This window comes from Acetobacter okinawensis JCM 25146 (genome assembly GCF_000613865.1).
Taxonomy (GTDB): Bacteria; Pseudomonadota; Alphaproteobacteria; order Acetobacterales; family Acetobacteraceae; genus Acetobacter; species Acetobacter okinawensis.
The window spans coordinates 16,062-39,805 of sequence record NZ_BAJU01000003.1 but is presented as its reverse complement, the minus strand read 5'-3'; the positions used below and the strand labels follow the sequence as shown (position 1 = coordinate 39,805).

Below are 23,744 nucleotides of genomic sequence, written 5' to 3'. Positions count from 1 at the left end.
TAATAATTGAAGGTGAAAAGAAAACATGCCTTCTTTAGAAGTCGCAGCAGTCGCGATCAATATCGCAGGGGTCTGGCTTACTGCGAGACGGAACATGATGTGCTGGCCAGTTGGCATGGTTGGGGTCGCCCTTTACCTACGCCAGTTTTATATCTGGCACCTTTATGGCGACATGCTGTTACAAGGTGTTTATTTTATTATTCTTGGATACGGCTGGTATTCATGGAGAATCTCAAAAAAAGATCAAAAACAAAAAAGTTTTTCTCGATCGTTCATGCCCAAAAACCTTATAGCACAGGCCTTACTAACAGCATGCCTAGGCCTTCCTATTGGATGGCTTTTTTCCCATTTTACTGATGATCCACAACCCTATCTTGATTCAATATTAATGTGCCTAAGCTTACTAGCCTCTTTATGGACAACACAAAAATATATAGAAAACTGGTATTTATGGATTTTAGTCGACTTTACATATGCTTGGCTTTTTTTGTATCGAACAGACCTATTAACATCGGGTCTATATACTACGTTTGCTCTACTGGCTTTGTATGGAACCTACACTTGGAAACAAAAGCAACCCTAAGCTTAGAACACATAACCAGAACATAGCGGTTGCAGAGAGACAGATGTGGTTTTCATCGCTGGTGCATTGAAATCACTCCCTTCCGGAGTATGTTTCTAGACGCAATACAGCACAGCTATCCACCGAGTTTGACTGAGTTACCCCCACGCATCTTACAGGGAAAACAATCCATACTTCTTGCTGTGAGGCGCCCCTCAGCTTTGGTATGGAGACGAGGGGGAGTATCTTGAATTCAATGGGAAAAACTCTATAACTTGGGTGGCCTAATTTCACCAATTATAGGTTAAGTTCCCATACACTCGCCGTCCTTGCCCCAAATAACAATAATCCGTCTGACACTCCGATACATAATATGTATTCGCCAGATTTGAAACCGCCAGCTGCGCCTTCAATCCACGCAGGGCAGAAATTGACTGACCAAAATCATAATGCGCACCGAGATCAAACAAAATATACGGAAGGGTTTTAAAAGATTCAACATTATCAGCATAAGTAAACCCCGTATATCTAGCACCCCAATTTATTCCAAACCCTTTTAGTCGGGTGGAAGAAAACGTGTAATCAGCAAAAACAGAAAACATATTTTTGGGCACATAGGGAACTGATTTCCCCGACTGAGAAATTGCACTTCCGTAAGTTGAATCTGTAAAAACATCAAATTTTTTCGATTTTTATTTGTTTTTGCATATCTAATATCAGTGTAACTATATGAAGCTATCAATTTCAGTTCTTTTGTTACGTTTGCATTTGCTGATACCTCAAAGCCTTGCGAACGCACTTTCCCAGCATCCGTACTAAAGGTCGAATGTGCCAGATCACTGATCAGGTAATGATCCTCATCGATATGAAATGCAGCTGCTGTTAATAGAATATCCCTATTCGTCACTTTATACTTAAGGCCAGCCTCTAATTGCTTTCCAGTTAATGGCAAGAACGGGCGCCCCTGATAGTCCGTAGACCCAATCTGCGGGACAAATGATGTCGAGTAGCTAAAATAAGGAGAAAGACCAAAATTGAATTTATAGATAATACCAGCTCGCCACGTAAATGCGCTTTGTGGCTGAGCTTTGTCCGTAGAGGAGGTAAGTGTTTTTACATTACTTGCATTTCGGTTTGTATACGAATTATCGGTATCGTATTTCATATTAACCCAATCCTGACGCCCACCAATCAGTATTGACAATCCTTTCCATTTTATCTGATCCTGAAAATAGACACCTTCTTGAAAGTACGATGCATTGTATATATAACCATTCAACTGACATCCAGCATGGTTCCATGTAAAACATGGTGTATAATTATAAACAGGATTATATATATTTACAGATGGTTCATTTTTATCGACCATATAATTTGAATTATAATTGTACTGACGAAAATCAGATCCCACAACCCAAGTATGATTCAAATAACCAGTGTTAAACTTTCCGAATAATCGGCTGTCTAAACCGATTGTGTTCGTGTTTGTATAATATACATTTGGTTGCAAATATGCCGTCGTTGCAGTCTCGTCTTCTTGCCCGTCGTAATAAGTGCGATTTTGGTTCCTAGTACTATCTTCATATCGAAACGTCTGTGAAAAATTTATGTATTTATTAAATTTATGGCGAAACTGATATTCAAACATCGCATCCTTTTCACTCGAAACATTAAAGTTGGGCTCTCCAATAAATGTGCTCCTGGAGATACGGCCATATTCCCCGGGATAAAGGGTGCCAATTGCCGGATATTGGTTTCCCAGACCATCTCCAGGTGTGTACATGTACATCCCCAACAGGCTTAGTGATGTCTTTTTATCGATGTCCCACGTTATCGAAGGTAAAACACCAACTCTATGATAATCAACATAGTTGGTCTGTGTACCTTGCGTAACCCCGATTGCTGCAATGCGGTAGCGGACATTACCTGATTTCGTAATCTTATCGCTTAAATCGAGCGTAGCTTGATATCGGCCGCAATTACCAAAACCGAGCGACACTTGACGTAACGGTGTATCAGTCGGTTTTTTTAAAGACATCGCCACCATACCACCAAGCGTTGTTTGCCCATACATAACAGAAGCAGGGCCATTCAACACCTCGATACGTTCAAGAAAAGCTGTTTCCCCAGCACTTGTAGAGTTCGTCATCAAACCATCGACGAATTGCGATGTACTAAAACCGCGTTGTATAATACCGCTATCACCTCCATGCACAGATCCATTCCCGTAAGTTCCCTCACTTTCTGTTCGAATGCCAGCAGTATAACGCAAAGCTTCTGCAATGTTTTGTGGTTGTTGATCAACCATTTGCTGCTTTGTTATAACGTAAATCGAGTTCGGAATTTCCGTGATAGGCGTGTTGGTTTTCGTGCCCGCCATCGTATTTTCCGCAACGTATCCGACACCTGGGCCAGTCGGGTCCTGATGCACTACGATTCCTCCCACGCGCACCGGACCGAGGGGGATACTAGCCGAGGCTTTCGCCAGGACGACAGCCCCCTTCCCTGATTGACGAAACGTCACCCCCGTCCCTGACAGAAGCCTTGACAGGGCAGTCATCACATCGAAATCACCAGAAATGCCGGGGGATATGATCCCCGCATCAATCGAGGCCGTATAAACCACCTGTATCCCGGTCCGGCGCGAAAATGCCTGCAATGCAGCAGAGAGCGGCTGGCGTGGAATATCGAGATGGATCGAAGAAGTGGCGGCTTGTCCTTGCTGGGCAAACGCGGGTGAGCCGCCCAGTGCGGAAAGCGACGTTCCCAGCGCCAGCATCATCGAGATGCCAAGCGACGCCCGGTTGGAAGAACATGCAACAACGAAAAACCCTCCAAGAATGCGACTCTCAAAACTGCAATTGCGAGGCGTTCTTACCTCTTGCACTCCTAAGACACTTCTCGGAGGCCGCTTCCCAACCCCTACGGTACGTTTTTTAGTTTTTTCTACGCACGATGACGATGCCACCTGGCAAACGATAGATATTTATGGACGTTCCAGACGCCAAAGCAGCCAGCGCATCGTCAGGCCTGCGTGCGTCCACCAGAGCCGTGACGGGAGGAAGGTCGTCGATATTGCCGATAATGAACGTCCTGCCGTCACGGTATCTGGCAATCGTCTGGACTGCCGATCGAACAGATACGGAAGTCAGCATAAGCTGACCATCCCGCCATGAGGCTACAGAATCAGGTGCAATGTCAGTCTCCCGTGAAACATGATCACCACGCCACACGGCGCGCTGCCCGACAGTCAGGATGACGGAAGAGCCATTATTGCGGGAGGAAACGCGCACTGAGCCGCTTTGCACAGAGGTTTCGACGCTTTCATCCGTCAAGCGCCGATCGATTTCGAATGCCGTTCCGATATCTTCGGCTACACTTCCTGCCGCCTCTACCCGGAACGGATGCTCTGCGTCATGCCTGACGTCGAACCAGGCACGACCACGCAATAATGCGACAGTACGCGCCCCATGCTCATAATGCACGGCAAGCTGAGTCCGCATCGAGGACAACATGTGAACCATCAGACAAAACCACCCCCTCAATGTGGTTCGTCGTCCAGTCATCGGCGCGCAGACGCATGGTGATGTCGGGCGCAGCCAGCAGAAGCGCAGCACAGGCAGCAATGGCAGACACAGAAGCGACAACGACCCTGCGTCGTCGCTGTTTCATGCGCGCTGCCTGAATGGAAATAGCAGTACTTGGAGCCAGATTATCTGCAATCAGGTTCAGACTGCGCCATAGTTTTAGTTCATGTTGAAAAACTTCATGGTGCTTTTCATCCGCCACCCATTGCTTGTAGGAAGCCATCTCCTGTTCGGAAATATCGCCCGAAGCAAGACGCGCAATCCAATGGCGGGCCGCCTCTGTCGTCTCACGGTCATAGGATGCGTTGAAATCGGTCATGCCTGCTTTCAGAGCCGTTGATTATCTGCCCGGCAAGAAAGAGACGTTTCTCGAACCCGTATCCCTCACCCCTCGTGCAGAAAATATCAGCCGTCCCGCGCATCTCCAAGCTGAGCTATAGCGCGCTTCAGATGCTTATCGGCGGTCGTCCGTGAGACGCCCATTATTCTGGCAACATCGCCCATCGACATCCCTTTGATACGATTAAGCCAGAAGATGGTGCGGGTCGGTTCAGTCAGATTTTTGGCGACGGCGATGACGCGCTCAAGCTCCTCTCGCGCAAGAAACGCCTTTTCCGCGTCCAGCGTATTGGTTTCGTCCCCATAGAGAATTGACCGTGCTTCATCCTGCAAACGCTGGACGCGCGCATCGACACGGCCCTGATCTATTGCGAGATTAGAAGCGAGGCGAAACAGATACGCTTTGCCGTTATGAATCGGGGGATTTTCTGCGACTCTCTGAATACGAATCCAGAGGGTTTGGAGTAAATCGTCAGGCGCGACGTTGGTGCCCATCTTCTGAAAGAGGCGTCCCAGAGCGTTACGCTCCGACACGAAAGCCTTGTTCAGTATGGATACGTTGTTCGACATCCCACGTGTGGTTCCCCTGACTGGCCAGTCAGCCCCGATCGTTGATACATCAGGCATTAATTGCGACCAATTATCATTTCCGTAGCGAACAACGTCAATCCAGACAAGGGGAACAGAAGCAGACCATGGGGCAGTTAAGCAGTAACAATCTCCCATCTGCCAGAAGCAGACGAGTGAACAATCATACGTCGATGATGAGCTAGTTATGACAGAAGTGGTTGCGGGGACACGGTATGCCACTTGACCGCTGCAGTTGGTATCAGCAAAGTCGTTTTTGCCTAAAAAGACAGCGATGCAGGTATGGTGACAACCTGTGGTCTCTTCAGAGACAGTCACGCTTGAGCGAGTAAGACCGCTCTTGGCCATGGCCGGACACGACGAGGATTGGCCTCGTCTGTGGTCGGTCGTCGTTGTCCATGTTGCGACCGGCTCGTGTCCGTTTCACCAACGGAAAGACACAGTCATGAAGCTGAACCATATCAATCTCTACAGCCACGATACCGAGGCTGATCGCGTAATGTTCGAACAGTATTTCGGCCTGCACACCCTCGTTGTGCGTGGGAGCAAGATGGCCATCATGCAAGACAACGATGGGCTTGTGCTGATCGTCAACCATTTTGACAACAAGCTCGACGGCTTCGATTATCCCAAGCAATTCGACATCCTGCACATTGGTTTCATCCAAAAGTCTCGCGAGGATGTCGATGCTCTCTATAAGCGCCTAAGCGCGGATGGCTGGGACGTGCAGGCACCACGCGACACGCACGGCGCGTAGTGTTTCTACTTTAAAGCGAAGGGTGGCTACTTCATCGAAATCACGACATTAACTCCGGTTCGGCCTGTAGAAGCATTTCAAGGAAACCCGTAATAATGCCCGGCATGAACGGCTGAGCAACCTGAACAGCCTGTCTGATCTACGATGCGGGATTAGACAGGCTGTAACGGCTTTCGTCCAACACGTGAAGAGGAAGATTATGACAAGATAACCCAGATTTTTAACTTGTCAGGGATCCTGCCGTGTCCAATAAACAGTCATGACTGAAGCCTTTTTCGCGTTTTCTGCCCATATTCGACGTTTCCTTATCTCTCCCGCAGGCGGAGCGTCTGTTCTCCTGCTCGCATCTATTGCGGGCCTTATGTTGGCAAATTCGTCGTGGGCATTGGGGTATACATCCCTGATAACGACACCCATGAAGCTTTCTCTTCTAGGCTCGCATGGGCCGGAAAACATAGAGGCATGGGTTTCAGACGGGCTTATGACCCTGTTTTTTCTGGTGGTCATTCTCGAAATCAAGAAGGAAATCGTCTCCGGCCACCTCTCGTCACTACGTCGCGTGGCCCTGCCGCTTGTCGGAGCACTAGGCGGAATGGTTGTGCCCGCCCTGACGTATCTCCTGGTGGTATACGGGCATCCGGAAGCGACGCGCGGATGGGCCATTCCTGTTGCCACGGATGCTGCATTCACATTGCCTATCATTCTTGCTCTTGGACGACATGTCTCGCCCGGAGCCAGAGCCTGGCTGATGGCGTTGGCTATTTTCGATGATGTGCTGGGTATCGTGGTGATCGCCCTGTTTTACGGGAGTGCTCTGTACTGGCCCGCTTTGGTGGCCGCCACACTTGTCACGGCATCATTGATCGGTGCGAACAGGACTGGGATCAGGACGTTATGGACTTATGCTATCGGCGGCGTCGCGCTGTGGATAGCACTGCTGGACTCTGGGCTGCATCCAACTCTTGCTGGGGTGATAACAGGGCTTTGTCTGCCGGCAACAACATCCGAAAAAGACGTAAGACAGGTTACGCCTCTTGATAGAACCAGCTCCGTGCTGGCCCCCCTTGTCACGTGGGTGATCCTGCCGCTTTTCGGTTTCATGAATGTGGGCGTATCACTGGTGGGTATTTATCCGAGCATGATGCTGGAGGCTGTTCCGTTAGGGATCATATTGGGACTGATTATTGGCAAGCCAGTCGGTGTCTTTGGCGCGACGCTGCTTTCGGCCCGGTTAAAGATCGCGACGCTTCCAGGTGAAACCCCAATGAGAATGTTGTTCGGTCTTTCGCTGCTGTGCGGCGTTGGCTTCACGATCAGCCTGTTTATAGCGAACCTAGCATTTGCCGGATCAGACCTTGTGACCCCAGCCAAGATGGGCATTTTTGTCGGCTCTATTCTGTCTGCCCTGATCGGATGGTTCTGGTTGCGTTTCTTGCCCCAGCATAACCGGCCACCTTCTCGCTAGAAGACGCCCTGCAAGCAGAAACAAATTCGTTACCCTAACGCAAAAACTTCAACGACCACATGAAAATTTGTCATTTCATTTATGAATTTGAGAGATAGCTTCATGCGAAATATATTGACTAATCATTGAAGTAGATCAGCTTTTAAATCTCACGCTCAGCAGCTCGAAACAAGGACGAGGGTGTGACAGAAACATTTTCCGGCAAGATCGCCTTCGTAACCGGCGCCTGTGCAGGAATGGGGCTGGCACCTGCACAGACCTTTGCCCGTGCAGGCGCGTCAGTAATGCTGGCAGATGTCAATGCAGCCAATCAGACGTTTAGGTAGCCCCGAGGAAATTGCCGACGTGTAATCTGGTTTTGCAATTCAAGTGCCAGCCTGACGCTCGGACAAGCACTTTTTGTCGATGGTAGCTACTACGCTCAGTAAATCAACCGTTGCAATAACCAACATGTAGAAAGTTCGACACATGCCCGATACTCCTTCACCCGCCCGTAAGGCTTTCGGTGATATCGCTCCCGGCCTTGCCGACTACACAGATCATGTCTTGTTCGGTGATGTCTGGGAACGGCCAGGTCTTACCCCACGTGAGCGCTGTATTGTGACAGTCAGCAGCCTGATCTCGCTTTATCGCACCAACGAATTGGGTTTTCATATCCGTAAGGCGCTCGCCACCGGCGTCACCGAAGCGGAGATCATCGAGATTATCACACATCTTGCCTTCTATTCCGGGTGGCCCACGGCATCCACCGCTCTAACCATCGCGCGCGGCGTTTTTGACGAACAGAAAGGCTGAATTCATGACGCAAAATGTTCAGGGGACAATCGTCGTTGTCACGGGTACCCGCAGCGGACTTGATGAGGCCACTGCTTGCTCCGCGACCAAGACAACCGTTCGGGTCATCTCCAAAGGACTGCGTCAGGACGTTAAACTCTATAATCTTCGTCCGACCAGACAGGACTACTGAGTATTATGCAGCCCTTCATTATCTGCCATATGATCAGCTCAATTGATGGCCGCATTGTGCCTGATCGTTGGACCCTTCCCGTTGATGGGGTGAATCGAGACAGTCTCGTCAACCAGTATTATGATGTTGAAAAGACATACGATGCCGATGGTTGGATTATCGGACGAGCAACTGCCTCTGAACATTTTGTAAACACGACCGAGCCCCGGAAAGGCACCAACAACCAGTTTCCACGAGAACCTTATGTGGCGCAAAACCTGACCGAACGCCTAGCGATCTTTATGGACCCGCACGGCAAGTTGCAATATGAACGTTCTGATATTGAAGGAGACGGTATTGTTGCAGTCCTTGCAGATAATGTTGCTGACGATTACCTGCAAACATTACGCGACAATGGTATCTCTTATTGTTTTGCTGGGCCAGATGGACGTAACATTCAACAAGCTGTTGCAGTTCTAGGAAATACATTTAGACGTCGTAAACTGCTACTTGAAGGTGGGGGCTTGATTAATGGCGCCTTCCTGCAAGCAGGAGTCATTAACGAGATAAGTTTAATGATTTATCCAGGGATCGATGGTGTATCAGGAATTGCCAGTAGCTTCGACTGGGTTTGTGCAACAGACAATGAGCCAGCTCGTGGGCAGGCATTAAGCTTCTAGATGTTGAAAAGCGCGATAACGGTGTTCTGTGGTTGAGATATAAAATAGAAAAAACAATTCCTTGAATAAGGTTTTTTATTTCCTGTAGCGTAGAGCTTCCACAATCAAACGGAAGGCCGCAGACGATTGCCGGCGGCTTGGATAATAGAGATGATATCCGGGAAAAGCCGGGCACCAGTCTTCCAAGACACGTATCAAACGCCCATCCTCCAGATATGCCGCCATCTGGTCTTCCATAACACAGGCCAAACCAAAACCATCCAGCGCCGCCTGACGGATCATTGGCACATTATTGAACGTTAGTTGCCCATCCACACGCACGCGCAGCGCCCGTTTCCCCTTTTCCAGCTCCCATGCATAAACACCGCCAGAGGTCGGAAGACGCAGATTGATACAGGTATGATGGGATAAGTCCTGTGGCTTTTGGGGGATAGGATGCCGTTCAAAATAGGACGGTGCTCCGACAACGGCCATACGCAAAGGAGGTCCGATAGGAACCGCAATCATGTCGCGGGCAATTGTTTCCTCAAGGCGTACTCCGGCATCAAAACGTTCGGCAACAATATCGGTTAGACTGGCATCAATCGCCAGTTCAACATGCAAATCCGGATAATTGGGCAGAATCTTAGCAAGTGCCGGCCACAGCAGCGTATTGGCGGCATGTTCGGAAGTCGTAATCCGGACTGTGCCTGACGGTCTCTCAGAAAGTTCGCTGAGGGAAGCAATTTCACTGCTGATTGTGTCGAGCGCTGGAACAAGTGTTGTTAACAGACGTTCGCCCGCTTCCGTCGGGGCGACCCGGCGGGTCGTGCGTGTAAGAAGCCTGACATTCAGACGAGTTTCCAATCGACGGATCGTATGGCTCAACGTGGATTGGGACGTACCAAGTTTCGCAGCTGCCCGTGTAAAGCTCTGTTCTTCCGCGACCACCATGAACGCATTGAGATCGACTAGTTCCTCGCGGCGCATTTATGAACTCCAAGCATAAGATCAAGCTGATCATAGCATCTAATCATGGAAATGACCTCATGCTTTGATGTCTGATGAAGCTGTTGGGTGGTGTTTTGCCCGTTAGGCACTCTTTGAAGGAGACTATGTATGGATATCCGTCGTCCTGGTTTCAAACCCTCCGTTAAAGGATCGGCCGAATGGTTTACCGGCACTGTCCGGGTCGATGCGCCCTTTGCTGGTAGTGGTGCGCTTGCCTGCGCGACCGTCACTTTTGAACCGGGTGCACGCACGGCCTGGCACACACACCCGCTCGGCCAGACTCTCCTCATCACTGAAGGCTTCGGCTGGGTTCAGCGTGAGGGCGGACCAATCGAAGATGTGCGCCCCGGCGATATCGTCTGGTTTGAACCAGAGGAGAAGCATTGGCATGGTGCGTCGCCAGAATGCGCGATGACCCATATCGCCATCACTGAATCGAAAGACGGTAAAGCTGCGGAGTGGATGGAGCATGTCAGCAACGAACAGTATCGTCGCTGAAGTCCTAAAGGCATAAAAGCTCGACCTGTAATACAATCAGAAAATTATATTGGGGAGTGGGACAGTTGCGCAACGGGTCTCTTGTAAGCACATATTTTTATGGCACAATGATGAGTTAACAAACAAAAATGCCTATCCCGCGAGTGGGAAAGAGAGAACTGGACATGATAACACTCTTCGTGACCTACCCTGCGAGCGCTGATGCCTCGTTCGATCATGACTATTACACGACCCATCACATTCCGCTGGTAAACAGCGTGTGGAAACCATTGGGCCTGATCTCGGCGACAGCGTTTTTTCCAAGTCCGGCGCCAAATGGCAATCATGCGATCTGCGAATGTGTTTTTGAAGGAGAAAGCGCGCTTCAGGCCGCTCTTGCGTCTCCGCATACACCGGCTGTCATGAACGATGTAAAGAATTTCACGACAATCGTGCCGATCATTCTGCGTGGCACCGCGCTCTGATCTCAATGCCATTCGGGCGGATGTGATGTGAAAAAAGAATTTTGGACCAGTCTTTCTATTCTATCCGTCCTGAATACCTGCAGTCAGGTCTTTTCTTTGTTGCTTCCGCCATGATGGAAAAGCAACGCAAGCGTGCACAGAAAACTACCAACTCCTGTTAATGCAACCACCCAGCCCATAGGCCATGGTGTGCCATCCGCAAATACACCGATCAGACCGGAGCCAAGTATGCCGCTCCCATATTGCGCCGCCCCCACAAATGCTGAAACCGAACCTGATCGTGCGGGAGAAACATTAAGAGCGCCAGCAATCGAATTGGCAACAATAAAACCGGTCGCCGAGGCAAAGATGAAAAGCGGAACAACCAGTCCCCATAACCCTCCGGAACCGCCCCACGCAGCGAGTGCTACGATCATCAACCTCGACATTGATATAGCGTTTTTCGTATGTGCGCCGCCGTCGGTAATCGAGTGCAAGGTTCCGAACGACCCGGAACAGAAAACGGATTGGCTCCCTGATCTGTTCTGAAACCGCAGCCGCTGTACAGCGAAGCCATTCGTCCTGAAGGATGTCTTCTGCCTGCTGACGGTCGCCTGTAATGGCCGTGGCATATTTCAGCAGTTCAGACCGGCTGTTCTGATAGGCCATCTCGATCGTCTCTGCATGCGACACTGGCGTCGATCTCTCACTCCGTGAACAGGCTGGCAGAGGATATTCGACTCCTTCAACCGTTCAGCATTTCACCACATTAAGAACCATTCTTATTTGGTAGCTACGTGAGGACGCCAGGGAAGGCAAGGAGAAGGTTCGCGGATCGGCTCTGTGCTGTGCGGCTCAAGCCGATTCTTACCCTTCCCGGCCCTCTAGCTGCGCACTCGGCGCGTCCCGGAACTACGCGTGAATTCGCTTCCGGATGATTCCTATATGATTCCAGTTGGTGTGTTGGAACGCAGAAAGCCCGCTCTGTGAGCGGGCTAACGACCTGATTTTATTTGGAAATTCAGATGGTTGCGGGGGCACGCAAGCACCGATACCCATATTCACTTCAGGCAGCGATATAATTTATTAATATCAATCAAATAACGCCTTTCCTCACAACAGACGCTTGGCTTGCGTTCGCCGGAGAGCGAGTTTGAGCAAAGTTAAGCGGTCCGCGTCCCTGTCGCGCACGACGTTGCGTTCGAACTTTGCACTCCAGAAGTCCGTGTTGGACGAAGGAGTGCTACACCAGTGACAGTCCTTGTGGCGATGCCAGAAGCAGCCGTGGACGAAGGCAACCGCCTTGAACCGGGGGAAGACAAGATCGGGCTTGCCGGGCAGATCGGGCGCATGCAGCCGGTAGCGGATGCCAGCTGCATGGAGCTTTTGCCGGAGCAACCGCTCGGGCCTCGTATCCTTGCCGCGAATGCCCGCCATCATCCGTGATCGGGTCCTCGGATCTACTACGTCTACCATCAACCTTGGCCTGTCTATGTCTGACTGCAGATGCTATTCGTTGTGCAACATGCCAGCGGGACCGAAAGCGCACGATTCTTGCCCACATATTCTGTCGTCGACATATTTGCAGGTCCGGGAGGACTGGCCGAAGGGTTTTCGAGCGTTTCGGGAAGTGACGGCACGCGCGCGTTCGACATAGCACTTTCCATCGAGAAGGACTTTGCCGCCCATTCGACGCTGCGCCTGCGGGCTTTTTTGCGCCAGTTCGCCGAGGGGCTTCCCGATCGCTACTATGAGTTCCTGAACGATGGCGGCGGCGAACCCGACTGGGCAACCGAATTTCCCAGAGAGTGGGACGCAGCCGTCGCCGAAGCGTGGCAGCTGGAACTTGGCAAGGAAAATCCCGACCTTCGTCTGAACCCTCGGCTCGACCAGATTCGCGAAAGCTCTGGCGGAAACGTCGTCCTGATCGGCGGACCTCCCTGCCAAGCCTATTCGCTCGTCGGCAGAGCGCGAAATCAAGGCAAGAAAGGCTACATCGCCAGCGAGGACCACCGGCACTTCCTGTACGAAGAATATATCCGGATCCTGGACCGGCTCAGACCTGCTGCCTTCGTTATGGAGAACGTCAAAGGGATGCTTTCCTCTTCGGTCGATGGCGAAAACCGCATTTTCGATCAGGTACTGAAGGATCTAGGCGGCGAGGAACGTGGCGGCGGCCGATATCGTCTTATTGCCTTGGCGCCGGGAGAACGACGGCAGCTCGATTTCAGCCGCTTCGAGCCGAAAGGCAGCGACTTCGTCATACGAGCCGAGGACTTCGGCGTCCCCCAAGCCCGACACCGCGTCATCGTCGTCGGACTGCGGTCCGATATTGCAACCGGCATATCCGATCGTGCGCTGACCCAGCTTATGGTACGCCACAGCCTCAAGGCAACGGTCGGCCAAGTGATCGAGGGCATGCCGAAGCTGAGAAGCGGCCTCAGTCGCGGTCCCGACACTGAGGACGAATGGCGGCAGATCGTGTCGGCCGCGATGGCCTTCGTGGCGGACGTAGATACCGGCCTTGCCGACGAACAGCATCTCGCCTTCACGGTCGCCGTAGCCCGTCACCACGATGCTTTTCGCGCTTCGAAGCGCTTTCCCCGGCGGGAAGGTCGCGGCAAAGGCATCTCGTCCGACTGTCCGGCCTATCTCGCCGGATGGCTGACTGACGCTCGCCTCAAGACCTTGCCCAACCATCAGGCCCGCAGCCATATGGCAAGCGACCTCGCGCGTTACTTCTTCGCAGCCGTCTTCGCCGAGGTGACCGGCAGGTCGCCGAAGCGTCGGACTTTCCAGACGAGCTTGCACCGGAACACCAGAACTGGTCATCGGGAAAATTCGCCGATCGCTTCCGGGTCCAAGTGGCGACCGGCCCATCGACCACCGTCACTAGCCATATTTCGAAGGATGGTCACTACTTCATTCATCCCGACCCGCAGCAGTGCCGCAGCCTGTCGGTCCGGGAAGCCGCCCGGCTTCAGACCTTTCCGGACAATTACTTCTTCAAGGGCAACCGCACCCAGCAGTACGTCCAAGTCGGCAATGCGGTGCCGCCACTTCTTGCGCGCTGGATCGGCGAGGCGCTGGCCACGATCCTTTCCACCCGCTCCGCTCCCGCCGAAAAAGCGAGACTAAGTCATGTCGCCTGAGTATGGCATCACGAGCCCCGGCGCGGCTCACTGGCGAGCCGATTACAACGCCGTCAGACCCCCCGCCGGTCTCGACGGTATGACGCCTAAGGCTTTCGCTCAGAACGCCGACAAGACATATATCAATCCACAGAAGCTGACTCAAAACCGAAGGCATGTTAGGGGGCAGGATCACGGACGACTCTGGCGCAATTAGAGTGTTCTTTAAATAAATTGCAATGAACTGACGCTCTATCATAAGCAAGAATCAGATCCGCCGAGTTTCCAATCGCCTCCCAAACGCCTCTCCCTGTCGATCATACGCGCGGCGGGCGGAAGTAGGCATAAAAACGTGCAGCAGCCCACGGGCGCGCGAAAGTCCCGCGTAGTGAAGCATCACCCACCGATCCTCGCCAATTTCCGCCATGTCGGTGGCGATGACGACTCGCCGTTCGAGACCTTTAAATGCGTGCATTGTTGTGAACAGCAGGGATCCGCCGCGCAGCGCCGCCTCGTCCGACGGATCGGCGAGGCGGCGACCTGCGAGTTCGTATCGCCCCGCGAGGAGCGAGTTCTCGTGGCGGCGGGTGGACAGAATAACGATGTCGCGGGCCGGGACGTCGCGATCTATGAGTTCGCGGACAATGGCGTCGAGCTGGGCAATGCCGTCCTCCCTGCTCGCATAGTAATGAACGTGGCACTGCGGCCCATCAGGTGCGCCGGCTACTGCGAGGTCAATCCCGGAGATGATCGAGGCTTGCACCGCAACCTGCCGCGTGTTCCGGCAATTCTCGAATAGATCGTCGAACGCCGGCGCACTCTCACTTAGCCTCCGTCCCACGATCTCCTGCGTCTCTACACCATAAATGTTCTGGAGAGGATCCAGAAACAGGTGCCATTGTCCCCGCCTCAATCCGCCACGAACCAGCAAGTCCATGACGTCGAGGTGCTCTGGCGTGAGCAGGTCCTGAGCCTCGTCCACGATCAGGACGTCCCATTGCTCCGGGTCCCGTTCGCAGAGCGCTTCCGCCGCCAACTCGGGAAAGCGCTTCGGAAAGAATTCCTGATGATCGGGGTCCTCTATCTCGAGTCGCGACAGCAGGCCGGCGTCCGCGATGAGCTTGCGGTAGAGCGCGTGGACATGGCGGACCTCTGGCTTCGCCCCCCCTTCAGCCGCAAGGCCGTCGCGCACGTGAGCAGCCAGAAGCTGGTTGAAGCAGAGCATCAGCACGCGCTTGCCATCTGCAGCGAGCTGACGCGCGCGTTCAAGCGCAATGACCGATTTTCCTGTTCCGGCCGCGCCGCGCACGACCGTTCGCGGATTGGCGGCAAGCCGGCGCGAGGCTCGGATCTGCTCGTTGGAGAGGTAGATCAGCCGGGCGTCGACGCCCGTGAGATATCCGCCGAGGCTCAACGCAGTTTCGAAGTCCGGCCTCACCGTTTGCCTTGCGAGCAGGATTTCGTCCGGTCTGAGGCCACGGTAAGTCCTACCCCGCTTCTCGAGATAAACGTCGTTCCAGTATCGCTGGATAGCGGATATAAAGTGGCGAAGTGTGTCACGAAATTGCCGCTTGTCGAGCAGAACCTCCGGTACGATCTCTGCACCCGTCGTTGTAAAGGTCGTATACGGCATCACGACGCCGAAGCCGAAGAGCACATCTTTGAACGACCCGGCAGCCGCTTGGAGGCGGTCTCTGACCGCATTCATCGCACCCGACGCCTGCGTCCAAGGGCTCTCCCGCTTGGTATAGCTCTTGAAGTCTCCCGAGAAGGTCCAGACACCGTTGGCGCACGAAACCTTCCCGCCCTTCACCTCCAGGGCAAAGACGCCGAGGGTCGACAGGATTATCATGTCCGCCTCCCCCCAGATCTTCTTCTCGTGACCCGGCAGTCCAAGCGAGTGGAGCACGACCCAGTCGTCCGGCAGCTCGCGCCCCAGTCGCTCATAGACGAGCCGCTCGCTATTGGGGCAGCGCTCCGGGACGTCGGGGATCAGGATTGCCATTGGGCCTCCGAAACGAGATCTTTGAAGAAGCCCGAGAAAGCGTTCTCCGCGTCGCCGACCAGCATCGCACGGTCGAGTTCCCGGTTGAAGCGCTCGCACGCCGTTTCTGGAAGGAGGAGGCAGCAGTGACAGGCCGCGCCGCTGATTCGATCGCCCGACTGCCTTGGGTCCGTCTCTAGGCACACCGGATCGCTTCCGCACCAGCCGGCGTTGGCGAGCGTTCGGAGGACGATCGGTTCGAGCAGTTGGGGGTCGGCCAAGCGGACGAGCCTCCCAGACTACCTTCTGAGTCGGGCGAGCCGGTGTAGATGAGGACGCCGTTCATGGTCCTCCCGGTGTCGGATACGTAGAGGCGTTCGCGCAGCGCGGAGGCTGAGTAGCCGCATTCGACCGAGATCTGCCGGATGAAGGCGTGCGAGAAGGCGTGCACCAACAGCAGGCGCGGCGTGATTGTGTAATCGCGGTCATAGCCGCGCTCCTGCGCGATCGCTCCACTTCGGGTTTCGAGGATGGCGGCGCGGGTTATAAGGCCGGGGTTGTCCTCGATCCAGCCGTCGACGGTTTCCGTTCGGAAGCGCAGGAAGATGCCTTCGCCCCTTATTTCGGCACCAGGGAGCCAAGCTCTTTCGGTCTTCGAAAGCGGGGATACCTTGCCTTCTGCAATTGCTTGCCGGACGCGCTCCGGGCTGACGGGGTACGGCTCGATCCGGGAAAACCCTGCAAGGGCACGCACCTCGCGAAGCCTCGACGTCGCTCCGACGAGATCGAACCAGTTGGACAACGCCGGTGGCGGATCTAGTACATCGTTCTGGAACTGCGGCACTACCCCGCCAACGATGGGGTCGTCGCGGCTTTGCGATAGCGCGTCGTACTCTTGCTCGCGCGCGATCTTTTCTGTGAGAGGAGGGCCGCCTCCTTCAAGTGACCGCAGGCGCCGGTATGCCGCCAGTAGCTGGTCCACCGGGACGCCGTAGGTCTGGGACACGCCCGTCAGGACGGCGGGAAGCGCCGCCTCGGGCACGCCATCGAGATACATTCGGGATTGCTCGACGATTTGTGTCAGCGCCTCAGATGCGGGCGGGATGGAAAGTGCGGAGCCAACCACGCCGAAGTGAACATTGGAGGCGCCGCGCTGGAGAGCGCGCACCGGCTCCGGGCAGTCAGCTTGACGATCATGCAGCCAGGGTCTGAAGCCATCGCATGCCCAGCCATTGAGGGCATCCGCGCCAAACGCGGTCCCTAACGACTGCGAAGTCTTCCGGTTCGGCGTGCTGCAGGCCTCGCAAATTACGAAAAGGTCGGCGAGGGACGCGGACTCGCCGTGCGAGCCGAGCCGCAGCAGCGGACGCTGGCAAATACCCTCTTCATGACCTCGATGTGCCCACCATTCCCACGGGAAGTCGCTGAGGTGGCCGCGGCGGCAGGCAACTACAAAGCGGACAGGATTGGTGAAGACATTGCCGCCATGGGCTGTGCAGCGCAGTCGGGCACCATCGTCGGCGAGTTCGAAGGGCGTGCCCTCTCGCCCGATGATATGGCACTTTGGACACTCGTGCCACTCGGGAAACCTCACTGCGGGTGCCGCGCTGCGGGCGCGGATCTGTGTGGTTCCGGCCAACTGCTCCTTCACGGGACCGAGGCGGAAGTGGCTGACACCAAGCATCGCCTGCAGGCGCTCCTCGCCGATCCTGAGCGACGGTAGGGAGTTGACCCGTTCCCAGTCCTCGAGGCCCATGGGCATGAACGATCCCTTCTCAAGATCGACGATCGCTCCAATGCCGAAGGTCGAGACGAGTTGCGATCGGCGAACGGTTCCAATCGGCTCGATAGCATCGATTGGTTCAGGCGTGGGGAAGCTCCGGGGTCGTCTTGCCACGTCAGGGCCTCCTGCTGATCGATTTCAATACAAAAGCGGTGGACGGCTCGACTTCGCGCATCGAGTTCGGGGTTATCCAGGCCAGAGTACCCGGTTGGCCGCCCTCCTCGGCCGACGTCATCAGATATGGCCTGGTCTTGCCGAAAGGGGCGGGCCGCTTCCAGTAAAGCAGGTCGGTTCCAGCGGCGCGCGCGCCTGCGCCTCTCCAAGCCCACTCCTCTACGATGGCGTCGATGTCCTCGGCGGCGGCCTCCGCCTCGATTCCCTCAGAGGCTGTGTCCGCGCGCTGGCGGATGGCAGCGATGAGTAGCCTTACGTCCTCTGCTTTGGCATCGAAGTCGACCGCGTCCTCATCGCCGTCCATTCCGTGAGAGAGGTGCCGGACTGCCGCCACGATGACCGCATGGAGGGCCTTGTCACGTGCGCGAGGCGCCCAAGGGGTGACACTGGTCGCCTCGACGCTCCGGTAGAGCGCGCCATGATAGGTCAAGAAGTGCTCGAAGTGCGAGACGTCGCGCGGCCGTCCGAAATTGTAGAGAGTCATCACGAGGCCGTCGATGCCGCGGCCCACTCGGCTGCTCGCCTGAATGTATTCGGCGGTCGACTTGGGCTGTCCGTTGACCAGCATCAGGCCGAGGCGGGATACGTCGACACCCACGGAAATCATGTTAGATGCCAGGACCGCATCACGCGGCTCGGGTTCGAACGGATCGCTGCCGTCGGTAAGCGGATTTCCAAGTTGAGCGAGGAAGTCTGGGAGGTCGCGGGAAGATACCCGGCTGCTCAGCTCGATTGCATCGGTCTCGAGAACCCGCGCACCACCTCCGAGGCGGCTCGCGAGGAATGCAATCTGTCGTGGAATATCGTCTTGCAGGAGCACATGGGCGCCGCCGAGCTCGCGGAGGCTGTTAAAGTAGAGGACGGCAGTCCAGAAGGGATCGGCGAGAGCGGGGTCCGCTCCAACGTTGACGAGGTGGCCGATCCCCTGGAGGAGCGCCGCGGCTGCCGCTTGGAGCGCGAACTTCGGGCTTCGACCGGCCGAGCACAACCCGACATACAGCCGGTCAGGACCGTCTTTGTCACGCACAGCGAAGAAGGAGTCTGCAGCCTCGAAGCCGGACGGAGGAAACTGGAGCACCGGGCGGTCGAACAATGCCCGGACTTGGCGTCTGGCCTGCCCGATCGTAGCGGTCGAGCCGATCACCTTAGGGCGGATTCCGTCGTCGGTACAGAGCAAGTCGACGACGGTCTCGTAGAGGCCGGCAATCGACCCGAGCGGTCCAGAGATCAGATGCAGTTCGTCCTGGACGATAAGCCCGGGCCGGAGGCCGCCATCCAGGCCGAAGAGGGCCCGGATGTCGTTGCGTCGTGGAAGCTGAGCGAACTTGTCTATGGTGCCTATCAGGAGACTGGGCGGCGCATTGTAGATGAAGTCATCCACCGTCATCACGGGGAGCGGTTTGCCGCCCGTCGCGCAAACCTCGTTCGGGCAGCGGATATCTATGCCGGCGTCGTCTGGAGCCCGTTCGTAGCAATCGGCGTCAAGTCTGCTGCCACAGACCGGACATTCCAACAGCTGTCGAGGGGTCGATTTCGGCTTCTGACCGTCGTGTTCAAGGTCGAGAGCTTCTAGCGCCTTGCTGACTCTGTTCGGAGTAGCGTCCCCTCCGACATAGAGACCGAGTGAGATCGGGGCCTCGCCGAGATCTTTACGCTCAATCCTGATCGCCTCGCATGCGCAGATCAGCGCAGCGGCGCGCTGAAACTGTTGCACGGTCAGAAGACGGAGGGTGTAGCGCATCAGCACGTCTACACCGCCCTCGTGCCGTCGTGCTGCGTCAGTTAGCCGGCGGTAGAGGATCTGAAAAGCCGTTAACCCGAGATATGCTTCGGTCTTGCCACCGCCGGTGGGAAACCAGAGCAGGTCGACGTGATCGCGGTCGGGATCCGCGAGATCGACCAAACCTGGTAAGACCATAAGTATGTAGCCAGCTGGAACGGCCGCCAAGTGAGCGGCCCCGCACGCTCACCCTTGGCAGGAAACCGCGACTGCCTGTCCATCGCCGCATTAGCCAACGTGAATGCCTTCCAAGCGTCCTCGTCGCTGGCAAGCGTATCGATCCCCGCCTGGATGCGCCTGAGCGTCATCCTGCAGAGGCCCAGGTTCCGGTCAGCCGCGATCCGGAGGTCGCCCGAAAACCCGTCGACGCGGGATGCGAGCTCGTCGCGGATCCACTCCTCATAGCTGCACGCCAATCCGCGGAGTACGCTCGTGACCTTGCCGCGCTCCTCCTGTCGGGCCAGCCATTCGGCGGACAGCGCCTGCGGATGTTGGCCGAGGAACTTCCTCAGGGTATCGTGCCCGGACGCGCTCATGCCTTTCACGGAGGCGACAGGCATCCATGCCGTTTCGAGCCAGCCGATCCGCTGTTCCGGAGCTGGTTCCCAAATAACGGCCACGCCGTGTCCGACAGCATATTCAAGCACGTCACGATAGAGAAGCGCTGCGGAGCGTGCGTCATCGTCCGCGCCAGCAGGTGCGGGTGTCTGCCGTGGGCGGATTGCGCCTTGGCCATCTGATGCGATCGATTGGATCTTGAGGCCTGACTGCAGAAGGCAGAATTCGTCTCTCAGGCGGTCGTCAGTGGGTTGCGCCTTGTTGATCAATGTGATCGTCAGGATCTGACGACCTCCGGAAAGACGTCGACGAATATGCAGTCGGACTGTGGGATCGTGAATAGGGGCGCCGTCCGGACCTACGAAGTCGTGGACGCTCCAAATGCCAGCTTCACCGGGCAGAATCTCGTGGATGTAGTCGAGCTGCCGCCTTGCCCAGATTCGACGCCGCCTCTTACCCCCTTCGGTCGGTTCGCGCTCGATCGGCACATATCGCGCCGTCAACGCCGTCGAGACGACGACTGTGGCTTGCTCGTCAACAGCGAATGTAAGGCCCAGCGAACACGGTCGAACGGCGCGATAACCAGGCACACCAGCATCAATCTCACCGTCGGCGTCGTTGGGCGCGCCATTGTCTTGGTCGTCCTCCATAACGTCCAGCATCTCACCTTCCGGCCAAAGGATGCCGGTCAGGTAAGTGTCAACTGGTGCTGAAGCGATCTCCTCGTTCGGTTCGAGAGGTCCCAGAAGCAGGGCGGTCGCAGTGCGCAGCAGATCAGTGCGGACCGAGCGGTAATCGGGACGGCTCACTTCTTATCCTTCCATGTCTGGAAATCACCGGTGCCGAAGAGGCCGACCCCCAGCCATAGCCCACTGGTTCTCTCCGGTTCGCCAAGGCGGCCGGTGCCATCTGAAGTCACGGTCCCCACCGACGAAATACGGAGGTTCATGATGGTCCGAGGAAGTTTCTGACGATGCTTGTGTAAAATCCTCAGCAGGTCGAGCGAAAGCCGATTGGACGTCCGGCCTACAAGGCGGCCCGGCTTCGAACCCTCCTGGAGATGTATATGCCACTCGGCTTTGCCATCGGCATACTGCCTGCAAAGCATCACCTTGCGGCCCGAAAGCGCGCTGGCGTTGGAGAGCAGGAACGCCTGCAACTCTTCAACGCCGGCCACTCCGCCCAACAGCGCTGGATCGGCGAAGCCGATGGGATCGACGTCCCCCCGAAGACCCATTTCCATGTTGATCCAGTTCTTCCGCCATGAACACAGTCGTCTGCGCCCGCCGGCGAACTTCCGATGCACCGGCACTTGGAAGATCTGATCGGCACCCGCGCGGTCGAGAGATTTGCCGGCGCGCGTCATGGCGACATAGGCGACGCTGGCACGCTCTCCCTGCTCTTCGTCACTCTCGACATCGGCCTCTTCATCGTCGTCTTCGCCGCCAGCGACGGGGGGCTCGAGCAGGGTGACTGCGTCAAATTCCATTCCCTTCGATTGATGGACGGTTGTGACGATCACACCGTCCTCGGCGATCGACTGGTCGTCCGGGAATGCATCGGGCCAAGCCAGACGTTCGCGAAGTTGAGTAACGTCGATGGCGGTCGCATCGTTCGGGGCTCCGCTAGCCTGCGCCAATCGAACCCACGCAACCTCCTCGGCTGGCAGCCCCAACCGAACGCAGGCCTCCTCTCCCCAGAGTTTCGTCAGAAGAGCATAAATTTTCGCGAACTGCGTACGTGGTAGAGAGGTAGAGCGTAGCTTTCTCAATAAGCCGCCGATCCACGCCGGCGGCAACATTGTATGACTGCCCGCATGCAACCACACGCGGATCGTGGATGGTTCAGGGTCGTCCCTGTACAGAGCCTGGAGCACCCTTAGTGCCTCGCCATTGGTCTGTGTCAGGATGGCCCGACTGCCACCAGTGACTGCCTCGAGCAAGCCGCGTCCGAGGGGGAGCGAAGTCTCCGGAAGTGCGGCCACGGCAGCGAGCATGTGACGCAGCTTCTCTTTGTCCGGCCGGTTGCTTAACAACACGCTGCGCAACTCGGCCGACATACGCGCGAGAGGCGGATCGGCGCGGAAGTTGCGGGCGAGCCTTTTCTCGTCAAGGCCACTCCCGTAAGATCGCAAGACCTCTTGCCAGTATTCCTGCGGAGACGGGAACGGCGCCCCGTTCGCGCGAACACCACGCGCGAAACCGAAGATCGCCTGTGCCGGATCGCCCAAAATGGTAAACCCGCAACCTTCTTGGTCCGGCGGAGCTAAAAGCGACAGCAGAGCGAGGACGAGATCTCCCCGGACGCCAGGAAGATCCTGAAACTCGTCCACGATGAGGTGTCGCCGGTCACCCATGAAGCGGCGGACGTCGCCGCCGCGATCGCCGGTAATCAGATTGGTGAGCGCGGCGATATTGTCGTCGTGTTTCCGCGCCAGTAGCCTTTGAGGGGCCTCTCCAAGTAATCTCAGCATGCGGAAGGCCCATGAGTCAAACGTGCGCACCGACAAATGGCGCAGTTCCTCCACCACCCGAGGATCGGCCTCGTCGACTCTGCCGAGACGCTTGGTCAGCGTCCTAACCGCGCCTCGGGAGAAGCTCAGGACCAGGATCTGGGCCGGTGAGAGTTCATTGCGGATGAGGCTGGCCAGACGACGGGCTGCGACCTCCGTCTTGCCCATACCCGGCCCGGCTTCTACGATCATGCGGGCGGACGCAGGTGCGCCGATAATCTCCCGACGCGTACCGGCGTCGTGCGGCTGTTCTGCCATCTGCTCCTGACTCAGTCCATGGATCCGGCTACTCGACGTGACGGCCTCGGTCGCCGACTGGTCGAGAGGAGGCTCGTCGATAGTATCAACAATTTGACCTGCTCGCCAAACGGCAACTCGAACCGTATCCACTTGCCTTCGCATCCAAGCTAATGCGCCAAACTATCGTTGCAAATATCAACCGTCCTCAGAGCTACCGTGATGGTCATCTACCTCCCCCTTCAAAGCCCATTCGAGAAGGGCTGAGCGATCGAAGGCCTTATGATTTCAATGGGTTGCGAAACCATCAACTGGGCCATGACTTTCCCCCCCCCCCGACCACATGGCGAAACTATAGCCGCAGATTGCAGCGATATGAAGGGCCTGACGGATATTGAATGGGCGGTACTCGCATCGCTGTTGATCGGAGACCCGGTCTGCGGGCGACCGCGCAAATGGGGCGACCTATACCGCATGGTCATGCGGCGATCGGCGGCAATATCGAGCCGCAGCGGGCAATCGGCAGTATTGTCAGTGCTTGGTATGATGGAAGCAGCTACCCGCGTAGCCTGCATCTATTTGGTTGCGGGTATTTCCCCCCCGATTTGAACCCGTTTACGTAAACGATTGAAATCGTGTAGTCTCTTCACCGGCACAGGATAGGCCATTGGTGAACGATCCACAGCATGCTGATTTAATTGATTTTTTTATATATCTAGTTGCGGGGCAT

General features: G+C 55.6%; 23 protein-coding genes and 2 pseudogenes. 12 read left to right on the top strand and 13 right to left on the bottom strand.

What is annotated here, in order from left to right; genetic code table 11:
• Nucleotides 1–25 precede the first annotated feature (25 nt).
• Nucleotides 26–583 carry a nicotinamide riboside transporter PnuC gene (gene pnuC / locus JCM25146_RS21175; RefSeq protein ID WP_081774727.1) on the top strand — a complete coding sequence of 186 codons (558 nt, stop codon included), beginning with the start codon at nucleotides 26–28 and terminating at the stop codon, nucleotides 581–583.
• A gap of 269 nt (nucleotides 584–852) precedes the next feature.
• Here pnuC and JCM25146_RS24390 read toward each other — a convergent pair whose 3' ends face one another.
• The 5 genes from JCM25146_RS24390 to JCM25146_RS22365 all read right to left on the bottom strand — a co-directional run bounded on the left by JCM25146_RS24390 (nucleotide 853) and on the right by JCM25146_RS22365 (nucleotide 5,058).
• Nucleotides 853–1,176, bottom strand: coding sequence for a TonB-dependent receptor domain-containing protein (locus JCM25146_RS24390; protein WP_277909531.1), 324 nt, complete (start codon nucleotides 1,174–1,176; stop codon nucleotides 853–855).
• Entirely contained in the window at nucleotides 1,119–3,344 is a 2,226-nt protein-coding gene (locus JCM25146_RS20555; protein ID WP_081774725.1) for a TonB-dependent siderophore receptor, read from the bottom strand. Before JCM25146_RS20555 ends, JCM25146_RS24390 begins: the two co-directional genes overlap by 58 nt.
• A 154-nt stretch (nucleotides 3,345–3,498) precedes the next feature.
• Nucleotides 3,499–4,065, bottom strand: coding sequence for a FecR family protein (locus JCM25146_RS20550; RefSeq protein ID WP_051543937.1), 567 nt, complete (start codon nucleotides 4,063–4,065; stop codon nucleotides 3,499–3,501).
• Complete coding sequence (locus JCM25146_RS20545; protein WP_051543935.1) at nucleotides 4,037–4,468, bottom strand: DUF4880 domain-containing protein; 432 nt, start codon at nucleotides 4,466–4,468, stop codon at nucleotides 4,037–4,039. The genes JCM25146_RS20550 and JCM25146_RS20545 overlap by 29 nt, the downstream gene beginning before the upstream one ends.
• Before the next feature lie 86 nt (nucleotides 4,469–4,554).
• Nucleotides 4,555–5,058: an RNA polymerase sigma factor gene (locus JCM25146_RS22365; RefSeq protein WP_025825691.1), complete on the bottom strand. Its 504-nt coding sequence runs from the start codon at nucleotides 5,056–5,058 to the stop codon at nucleotides 4,555–4,557.
• Between the two features lie 463 nt (nucleotides 5,059–5,521).
• Between JCM25146_RS22365 and JCM25146_RS16675 the strand changes: the two genes are divergently transcribed.
• The 6 genes from JCM25146_RS16675 to JCM25146_RS16670 all read left to right on the top strand — a co-directional run bounded on the left by JCM25146_RS16675 (nucleotide 5,522) and on the right by JCM25146_RS16670 (nucleotide 8,924).
• Nucleotides 5,522–5,833, top strand: a complete 312-nt coding sequence (locus JCM25146_RS16675; protein WP_051543960.1) for a VOC family protein — start codon at nucleotides 5,522–5,524, stop codon at nucleotides 5,831–5,833.
• Between the two features lie 259 nt (nucleotides 5,834–6,092).
• Nucleotides 6,093–7,298, top strand: a complete 1,206-nt coding sequence (gene nhaA / locus JCM25146_RS02605; RefSeq protein WP_025825688.1) for a Na+/H+ antiporter NhaA — start codon at nucleotides 6,093–6,095, stop codon at nucleotides 7,296–7,298.
• 182 nt (nucleotides 7,299–7,480) lie between these two features.
• Nucleotides 7,481–7,624: an SDR family NAD(P)-dependent oxidoreductase gene (locus JCM25146_RS21160; RefSeq protein ID WP_148298950.1), complete on the top strand. Its 144-nt coding sequence runs from the start codon at nucleotides 7,481–7,483 to the stop codon at nucleotides 7,622–7,624.
• 142 nt (nucleotides 7,625–7,766) lie between these two features.
• Nucleotides 7,767–8,093: a carboxymuconolactone decarboxylase family protein gene (locus tag JCM25146_RS02595; protein WP_025825686.1), complete on the top strand. Its 327-nt coding sequence runs from the start codon at nucleotides 7,767–7,769 to the stop codon at nucleotides 8,091–8,093.
• A gap of 4 nt (nucleotides 8,094–8,097) precedes the next feature.
• Entirely contained in the window at nucleotides 8,098–8,265 is a 168-nt protein-coding gene (locus tag JCM25146_RS22360) for a hypothetical protein (RefSeq protein WP_159101947.1), read from the top strand.
• Between the two features lie 5 nt (nucleotides 8,266–8,270).
• Nucleotides 8,271–8,924: a dihydrofolate reductase family protein gene (locus JCM25146_RS16670; protein ID WP_051543933.1), complete on the top strand. Its 654-nt coding sequence runs from the start codon at nucleotides 8,271–8,273 to the stop codon at nucleotides 8,922–8,924.
• A gap of 75 nt (nucleotides 8,925–8,999) precedes the next feature.
• On the opposite strand, the gene JCM25146_RS02585 is transcribed toward JCM25146_RS16670, so the two are convergent.
• Nucleotides 9,000–9,893, bottom strand: a complete 894-nt coding sequence (locus JCM25146_RS02585) for a LysR family transcriptional regulator (protein WP_025825684.1) — start codon at nucleotides 9,891–9,893, stop codon at nucleotides 9,000–9,002.
• A 129-nt stretch (nucleotides 9,894–10,022) separates the two neighbouring features.
• On the opposite strand from JCM25146_RS02585, the gene JCM25146_RS02580 reads away from it, so the two are divergent.
• Nucleotides 10,023–10,412 (top strand): (R)-mandelonitrile lyase, encoded by a 390-nt coding sequence (locus JCM25146_RS02580; protein ID WP_025825682.1) that lies wholly within the window; start codon nucleotides 10,023–10,025, stop codon nucleotides 10,410–10,412.
• A gap of 164 nt (nucleotides 10,413–10,576) precedes the next feature.
• Nucleotides 10,577–10,876: an EthD family reductase gene (locus JCM25146_RS02575; protein WP_025825680.1), complete on the top strand. Its 300-nt coding sequence runs from the start codon at nucleotides 10,577–10,579 to the stop codon at nucleotides 10,874–10,876.
• Between the two features lie 294 nt (nucleotides 10,877–11,170).
• Here JCM25146_RS02575 and JCM25146_RS24775 read toward each other — a convergent pair whose 3' ends face one another.
• Both JCM25146_RS24775 and JCM25146_RS21150 read right to left on the bottom strand, forming a co-directional pair.
• On the bottom strand, nucleotides 11,171–11,524 hold the full coding sequence (locus tag JCM25146_RS24775; protein ID WP_081774722.1) for a sigma factor: 354 nt from the start codon (nucleotides 11,522–11,524) through the stop codon (nucleotides 11,171–11,173).
• Nucleotides 11,525–11,968: 444 nt separating this feature from the next.
• Entirely contained in the window at nucleotides 11,969–12,292 is a 324-nt protein-coding gene (locus JCM25146_RS21150; protein ID WP_242400884.1) for a very short patch repair endonuclease, read from the bottom strand.
• 69 nt (nucleotides 12,293–12,361) lie between these two features.
• Between JCM25146_RS21150 and JCM25146_RS23305 the strand changes: the two are divergent.
• A pseudogene (locus JCM25146_RS23305) lies at nucleotides 12,362–13,150 on the top strand (DNA cytosine methyltransferase); the annotation flags it as partial.
• 524 nt (nucleotides 13,151–13,674) lie between these two features.
• Nucleotides 13,675–14,007 (top strand): annotated as a pseudogene (locus JCM25146_RS22765) (DNA cytosine methyltransferase); the annotation flags it as partial.
• 247 nt (nucleotides 14,008–14,254) lie between these two features.
• Here the strand turns inward: JCM25146_RS22765 and JCM25146_RS02540 are convergent.
• The 5 genes from JCM25146_RS02540 to JCM25146_RS02525 form a co-directional block, all read right to left on the bottom strand.
• Nucleotides 14,255–15,991, bottom strand: coding sequence for a nuclease-related domain-containing DEAD/DEAH box helicase (locus JCM25146_RS02540; RefSeq protein WP_025825668.1), 1,737 nt, complete (start codon nucleotides 15,989–15,991; stop codon nucleotides 14,255–14,257).
• Between the two features lie 175 nt (nucleotides 15,992–16,166).
• Nucleotides 16,167–17,867: a DUF1998 domain-containing protein gene (drmB, locus tag JCM25146_RS16660; RefSeq protein ID WP_199897685.1), complete on the bottom strand. Its 1,701-nt coding sequence runs from the start codon at nucleotides 17,865–17,867 to the stop codon at nucleotides 16,167–16,169.
• A gap of 1 nt (nucleotide 17,868) precedes the next feature.
• Nucleotides 17,869–19,830: a hypothetical protein gene (locus tag JCM25146_RS22760; RefSeq protein ID WP_199897684.1), complete on the bottom strand. Its 1,962-nt coding sequence runs from the start codon at nucleotides 19,828–19,830 to the stop codon at nucleotides 17,869–17,871.
• Nucleotides 19,740–21,074 (bottom strand): hypothetical protein, encoded by a 1,335-nt coding sequence (locus JCM25146_RS22755; RefSeq protein ID WP_199897683.1) that lies wholly within the window; start codon nucleotides 21,072–21,074, stop codon nucleotides 19,740–19,742. Before JCM25146_RS22755 ends, JCM25146_RS22760 begins: the two co-directional genes overlap by 91 nt.
• Nucleotides 21,071–23,035: a UvrD-helicase domain-containing protein gene (locus tag JCM25146_RS02525; protein WP_199897682.1), complete on the bottom strand. Its 1,965-nt coding sequence runs from the start codon at nucleotides 23,033–23,035 to the stop codon at nucleotides 21,071–21,073. Before JCM25146_RS02525 ends, JCM25146_RS22755 begins: the two co-directional genes overlap by 4 nt.
• A gap of 270 nt (nucleotides 23,036–23,305) precedes the next feature.
• Here JCM25146_RS02525 and JCM25146_RS21895 point away from each other — a divergent pair, with 270 nt between their 5' ends.
• A complete protein-coding gene (locus tag JCM25146_RS21895) occupies nucleotides 23,306–23,623 on the top strand; it encodes a hypothetical protein (RefSeq protein ID WP_148298948.1) in 318 nt (105 codons plus the stop codon).
• The last annotated feature ends 121 nt before the right edge of the window (nucleotides 23,624–23,744 follow it).

Coding starts and splice junctions, on each gene's coding strand:
- pnuC (WP_081774727.1), top strand. CDS start 26: ATGCCTTCTTTAGAAGTCGCAGCAGTCGCGATCAATATCGCAGGGGTC.
- JCM25146_RS20555 (WP_081774725.1), bottom strand. CDS start 3,344: ATGATGCTGGCGCTGGGAACGTCGCTTTCCGCACTGGGCGGCTCACCC.
- JCM25146_RS20550 (WP_051543937.1), bottom strand. CDS start 4,065: ATGCGGACTCAGCTTGCCGTGCATTATGAGCATGGGGCGCGTACTGTC.
- JCM25146_RS20545 (WP_051543935.1), bottom strand. CDS start 4,468: ATGACCGATTTCAACGCATCCTATGACCGTGAGACGACAGAGGCGGCC.
- JCM25146_RS22365 (WP_025825691.1), bottom strand. CDS start 5,058: ATGTCGAACAACGTATCCATACTGAACAAGGCTTTCGTGTCGGAGCGT.
- JCM25146_RS16675 (WP_051543960.1), top strand. CDS start 5,522: ATGAAGCTGAACCATATCAATCTCTACAGCCACGATACCGAGGCTGAT.
- nhaA (WP_025825688.1), top strand. CDS start 6,093: ATGACTGAAGCCTTTTTCGCGTTTTCTGCCCATATTCGACGTTTCCTT.
- JCM25146_RS02595 (WP_025825686.1), top strand. CDS start 7,767: ATGCCCGATACTCCTTCACCCGCCCGTAAGGCTTTCGGTGATATCGCT.
- JCM25146_RS22360 (WP_159101947.1), top strand. CDS start 8,098: ATGACGCAAAATGTTCAGGGGACAATCGTCGTTGTCACGGGTACCCGC.
- JCM25146_RS16670 (WP_051543933.1), top strand. CDS start 8,271: ATGCAGCCCTTCATTATCTGCCATATGATCAGCTCAATTGATGGCCGC.
- JCM25146_RS02585 (WP_025825684.1), bottom strand. CDS start 9,893: ATGCGCCGCGAGGAACTAGTCGATCTCAATGCGTTCATGGTGGTCGCG.
- JCM25146_RS02580 (WP_025825682.1), top strand. CDS start 10,023: ATGGATATCCGTCGTCCTGGTTTCAAACCCTCCGTTAAAGGATCGGCC.
- JCM25146_RS02575 (WP_025825680.1), top strand. CDS start 10,577: ATGATAACACTCTTCGTGACCTACCCTGCGAGCGCTGATGCCTCGTTC.
- JCM25146_RS24775 (WP_081774722.1), bottom strand. CDS start 11,524: ATGGCCTATCAGAACAGCCGGTCTGAACTGCTGAAATATGCCACGGCC.
- JCM25146_RS21150 (WP_242400884.1), bottom strand. CDS start 12,292: ATGGCGGGCATTCGCGGCAAGGATACGAGGCCCGAGCGGTTGCTCCGG.
- JCM25146_RS02540 (WP_025825668.1), bottom strand. CDS start 15,991: ATGGCAATCCTGATCCCCGACGTCCCGGAGCGCTGCCCCAATAGCGAG.
- JCM25146_RS02525 (WP_199897682.1), bottom strand. CDS start 23,035: ATGGCAGAACAGCCGCACGACGCCGGTACGCGTCGGGAGATTATCGGC.
- JCM25146_RS21895 (WP_148298948.1), top strand. CDS start 23,306: ATGGGTTGCGAAACCATCAACTGGGCCATGACTTTCCCCCCCCCCCGA.